Origin of the sequence: Sandarakinorhabdus sp., assembly GCF_031422795.1 — a bacterium.
Taxonomy (GTDB): Bacteria; Pseudomonadota; Alphaproteobacteria; order Sphingomonadales; family Sphingomonadaceae; genus Sandarakinorhabdus.
Genome location: NZ_JANPML010000466.1, coordinates 1 through 4,426, shown reverse-complemented (window position 1 = coordinate 4,426; position 4,426 = coordinate 1). Strand labels below are relative to the sequence as shown.

Here is a 4,426-nt window from a genome sequence, read left to right as displayed (position 1 = left end):
GGTGGTGCGTCCGGCCGAAACGCCGCCCAGCGCCTCCTGGATGCTGGCTTCGGTGGCGCTGTCGAGCGCGCTGGTCGCCTCATCAAGGATCAGGATCGCCGGGTTCTTCAGGATGGTGCGGGCAATGGCAACGCGCTGTTTTTCGCCGCCTGACAGTTTCAGCCCGCGTTCGCCCACCGGCGTCTGATAGCCATCCGGCAGGCTCAGGATGAAATCATGGATGGCCGCGCCGCGCGCCGCCGCGATGATCTCGGCTTCGCTCGCTTGCGGTCGGCCATAGGCGATGTTGTAGCCGATCGTATCGTTGAACAGCACCGTATCCTGGGGCACGATGCCGATGGACCGGCGCAGACTGTCTTGGGTCACATGTGCGATGTCCTGCCCGTCGATGCTGACCGTGCCGCCCTGAATGTCGTAAAAACGATACAGGATGCGGCTGAGCGTCGACTTGCCGGCACCCGAATGGCCGACCACCGCCAGTTTTCGGCCCGGCGGCACTTCGAAACTGACATCATGCAAAATCTGCCGGCGCGGGTCATAGCCGAACCGCACCTGTTCAAAGGCGATGCGCGCGCCAGCCAGTTGCAGCGGTGTCGCATCAGGCGCATCAGCGATTTCCGGCGCAGTATCGATCAGGCGGAACATGGCGTCCATGTCGATCAGGCCCTGGCGGATCTCGCGATAGACCATGCCGAGCAGATCGAGCGGGCGGAACAATTGCATCAGCAGGCCATTCACAAAGGCGATGTCGCCGATGGTGAAGCGGCCCTGTTCCCAGCCCCACACCACATAGACCAACGCACCGGCCATCAGCGCGTTGGTGATGAAGCTTTGCCCGATGTTGAGCCAGGCCAGGCTGACTTCGGATTTGGTGGCGGCATCGGTGTACCGCTTGATGGCGCGGCCATAATTGGCGTTCTCGTGCGCTTCGGCGTTAAAATACTTGACCGTTTCGTAGTTCAGCAGACTGTCTACGGCGCGGGCGGTCGCCTTCTGGTCGCTGTCCACCATCTGGCGCCGCAGTTCGGCGCGCCAATCGGTGATGCGCTGGGTATAAAGGATATAGGCCGCCACGGTTGCCAAGGTGGCCGCCACCAGTTCCCAGCCAAAGCTGCGACCGAACAGGATGCACACGGCGGTGAGTTCGATGACGGTGGGAAAGATGTTGAACAGCAGGAAATAGAGCATGGTATCCACGCTCTTGGTGCCGCGTTCGATCAGGCGGGTGAGGGCGCCGGTGCGGCGTTCGAGGTGGAAGCGCAGCGACAGCCGATGGATGTGGCCGAACACATCGAGGCTGAGATGGCGCGCGGCTTCCTGGCCGACCTTTTCAAACAGCGCGTTGCGGAAATTGTCGAACAACACACCGCCGAACCGCGCCAGCGCATAAGACGCAACCAGCGCCATGGCCACACCGGCACCGCCTGAAACCTTGTCCGACATGGCATCCAGCGCCAGCTTCAGCGTGTAGGGCATGGCCAGCATGACGCCCTTGGCCAGCAGCACGAGGCACAGCGCGCCGATCACGCGCAGCTTCAGATCGCCGCGACCAGCCGGCCACAGATAGGGCAGGAAGCGCTTCAGCGTCTTGAAGTCGGCCTCGCCCTTGGCTGGGGAGGAAGGTGCTGCCATGGATTGCATGGTGACGCATATGGGCCGCCCCGCCGCCCCGCACAATGGTATGGATTGTCCCTTCCGCAAGTGGAAGGGCGGGGTCGCACTTGCCCCACCTGCCGTGAACGCCCATGGTGCTGCCATGCCCCGCATTCCCCGCAATCGCCCCCAAGCCGGCCTGCCTGACCGCCAAGCCATATTGGATTTCATCGCCACCCAGAAAACCAGTGTGGGCAAGCGCGAGATCGCCAAGGCGTTCGGCCTGCACGCGCAGGACAAGATCGCGCTGAAATCGCTGCTGAAAGAGATGATGGAGGCCGGCGAGCTCGAATCCGGCCCTGGCCGCAATCTGCACAAGGGCGGCGGCCTGCCGAAGGTCACGGTCATCCGCATCTGTGATGTGGCTGATGGCGTGGCGATCGCCGTGCCGGATCGCTGGGAGCAGGGCACGCCGCCACCGCGCCTGCGCGTGATCGAGCCGCGCCGCCACGCCACTTTTGGGCTGGGTGACCGGCTGCTGGCCCGCATCGAGGAACAGGGCGGCGGCCTGTTGGCGTTTCCGATGAAGGCGCTGGCCAAATCCGATGATTTCGTGCTCGGCATCCTGCGCAAGGAACCGATGGGCTGGCGGCTGGTGCCGGTCGACAAGAAGATCCGCACCGATCTGGCCATCAACGATCCCGGCGACGGCCAGCCTGGCGATCTGGTGCTGGCCGAACCCAGTGGCCGCCCGCCGCGCCAATATGGCCGCGTTGTCGAGGTGCTGGGCGATCCGTTCCAGCCTAAGGCGTTCAGCCTGATCGCCATTCACGCCAAGGGCATCCCGCACCGTTTTGACGAATCGACGCTGGAAGAGGCCGAGCGCATGGCCCGGCAGCCGCTGGGTGACCGCGAGGATCTGCGCGCATTGCCGTTCCTCACCATCGATCCGGCCGACGCGCGCGACCATGATGATGCGGTGTGGGCCGCGCCCGATGACGAGAATCCCGGCCATTTCCGCGCCATCGTCGCCATCGCCGATGTGAGCTTTTACGTCCGCCCCGGCACCGCGCTTGATCGTTCGGCGCGCAGCCGCGGCAACAGCGTCTATTTCCCCGATCGCGTCGTGCCGATGCTGCCGGAGATATTGTCCGCCCACGTCTGCAGCCTGGTCGAGAATGAAGATCGCGCCGTGCTGGCCTGTCATCTGCAGATCGACGCGCAAGGCAAATTGCTCAACTGGCGCTTTACCCGCGCTGTCATCCGCTGCGTCACCAACATCGCGTACGAAGAAGCGCAGGCGACGATGGATGCCGGCAGTGGTGAGTGGCTGCCCGTGCTACAACCCTTGTGGGCGGCGTGGGGCGCCCTGGCCAAGGCGCGTGCCGAACGTGAGCCGCTGGAGCTGGAGCTGCCCGAAAAGCGCGTCGTGCTGGATGAGGCCGGCCGCATCGCAGGCATTTCAGTGCGCGAACATCTCGCCGCGCACCGGTTGATCGAGGATTTCATGATCGCCGCCAACGTCGCTTCGGCCAAGGCGCTGGAGAAGAAGAAGGCCGGCTGCATCTTCCGCTGCCACGAAGTGCCAAGCCGCGAAAAGATCGTGGCGCTGCGGGATTATCTGGAAACGCTGGGGCAGAATCTGGCGTTGGGGCAGGTGGCCAAACCGGCCATCTTCAACCGCATCCTCGCCCGCGCCAAGGATGGCGAGAATTACCAGCAGATCACCGAACAAGTGCTGCGCACGCAAACCCAAGCCTATTATTCGCCGGCCAATGTCGGCCACTTCGGCCTGGCGCTGGGCAGTTACGCCCACTTCACCTCGCCGATCCGCCGCTATGCCGATCTGGTGGTGCACCGCAGCCTGGTTGCCGCGTATCGTCTGGGCGACGGCGCGCTGCACGCGGAAGAGGAAAAGGGCCTGACCAAGACGGCTGACCATATCAGCATGACCGAGCGCCGCGCCATGGAGGCCGAACGCGACACCATCGATCGCTATGTCGCCGCGTTCCTATCGACCAAGGTCGGCGAGATCGTGCAGACCCGCATCACCGGCGTGGCAAAATTCGGGTTCTTTGCCACGGTTGAAGGTCTGGGCGGTGACGGGCTGGTGCCGGTCTCCACGCTGGGCGAAGAACGCTTTGTGTTCGATGAAGACGCGCGGATATTGGAAGGCATCCAGACCGGCACGCGTTATGCCGTCGGTCAGCGCATGGAACTGCGATTGGCGGAAGCCAGCCCGATCACCGGCGCGCTGCGCTTTGAACTGGTCGAGGGTGGCAGCGCACCGGGCCCTCGCCGCGACCGCACCCGCCCGCGCGGCTTCACGCCACGGCCGGGCAAATCGCGGGTGCCGCCGGGGGTACGACGCGGACGGAAGTGAGGGGCCTCCGAGGGCACCCATCGAAACTGCGTTTCGATGGGACCCGCCGCGGGCAGGGCCTGAGGCCCTGCACCCACTTTCGTTTTGGACCGTGCTTGACGATGCGGCCGTTTTTTTGTTGCTGAACAGTCTGAGATGAAATGAGGGATTGTCGATGAAATTTCTGACTGCACTGCTGCTTACCGCTCTGGCCGCGCCCAGCCTCGCTCAGGAAAAGCGCCAGACACCGCGCGAAGCCATGATCGCCGAAGCCGATGCCGGCACCGCCCGCGCAACCGTGGAAGAACAGGTCTGGGCTTCCAAGGGCAGCGTCAGCATCAAGGGCAAACCCGTCGCCTACACCGCCACCGCCGGCACGCTGACCATCCGTGACGACAACGCCAAGCCCACCGGCAGCATTTTCTACACCGCCTACACCACTGGCGAAGGTTCAGCAGGTTCTGGGCGGCC

Annotated in this window: 2 protein-coding genes and 1 pseudogene; 2 read left to right on the top strand and 1 reads right to left on the bottom strand. The window is 64.2% G+C overall.

All coding sequences use genetic code 11. The annotated features are described in order from the left end of the window. Window positions 1-1,641: ABCB family ABC transporter ATP-binding protein/permease (locus RMO81_RS15675; RefSeq protein WP_409049640.1), on the bottom strand; the 1,641-nt coding region annotated here is incomplete at its 3' end. 115 nt (window positions 1,642-1,756) lie between these two features. Between RMO81_RS15675 and RMO81_RS15670 the strand changes: the two genes are divergently transcribed. Both RMO81_RS15670 and RMO81_RS15665 read left to right on the top strand, forming a co-directional pair. Further along, window positions 1,757-3,976, top strand: coding sequence for a VacB/RNase II family 3'-5' exoribonuclease (locus tag RMO81_RS15670; RefSeq protein ID WP_310476883.1), 2,220 nt, complete (start codon window positions 1,757-1,759; stop codon window positions 3,974-3,976). Window positions 3,977-4,130: 154 nt separating this feature from the next. Beyond that, window positions 4,131-4,426: pseudogene (locus RMO81_RS15665) on the top strand (peptidase S10); the annotation flags it as partial.

Bases quoted from the DNA above. Each gene is read 5' to 3' on its own strand.
- RMO81_RS15670 (WP_310476883.1), top strand. From the start codon at position 1,757: ATGCCCCGCATTCCCCGCAATCGCCCCCAAGCCGGCCTGCCTGACCGC.